The sequence below is a fragment of the Psychromonas aquatilis genome, from assembly GCF_038155185.1.
GTDB lineage: Bacteria > Pseudomonadota > Gammaproteobacteria > Enterobacterales > Psychromonadaceae > Psychromonas > Psychromonas aquatilis.
Window position 1 is genome coordinate 1 of the sequence record NZ_JBAKAZ010000244.1, and the last position, 234, is coordinate 234.

General features: G+C 42.7%; 1 protein-coding gene. It reads right to left on the bottom strand.

The features are described from left to right. Positions 1-210: thiamine pyrophosphate-binding protein (locus V6256_RS15455; protein ID WP_341599133.1), on the bottom strand; the 210-nt coding region annotated here is incomplete at its 3' end. Between the last annotated feature and the right edge of the window lie 24 nt (positions 211-234).

Below are 234 nucleotides of genomic sequence, written 5' to 3' on the forward strand. Positions count from 1 at the left end.
ACAGCCAACTTTACCAGTAGAGCGCGAATAAGCATCTGCCATATGTACTGCGGCTTGTTCGTGGCGTACTAAAAAGTGTTCTATCTCATCGGATTGATAAATTGCGTCATATATATCTAGAACTGAACCGCCTGGGTAACCAAAGATATGATTTATACCTTCGTCTTGTAGTGAGCGCACTACCATTTCGGCGCCTGAGAGCATTACCATGATTTGTATCCTTATACAATCGGT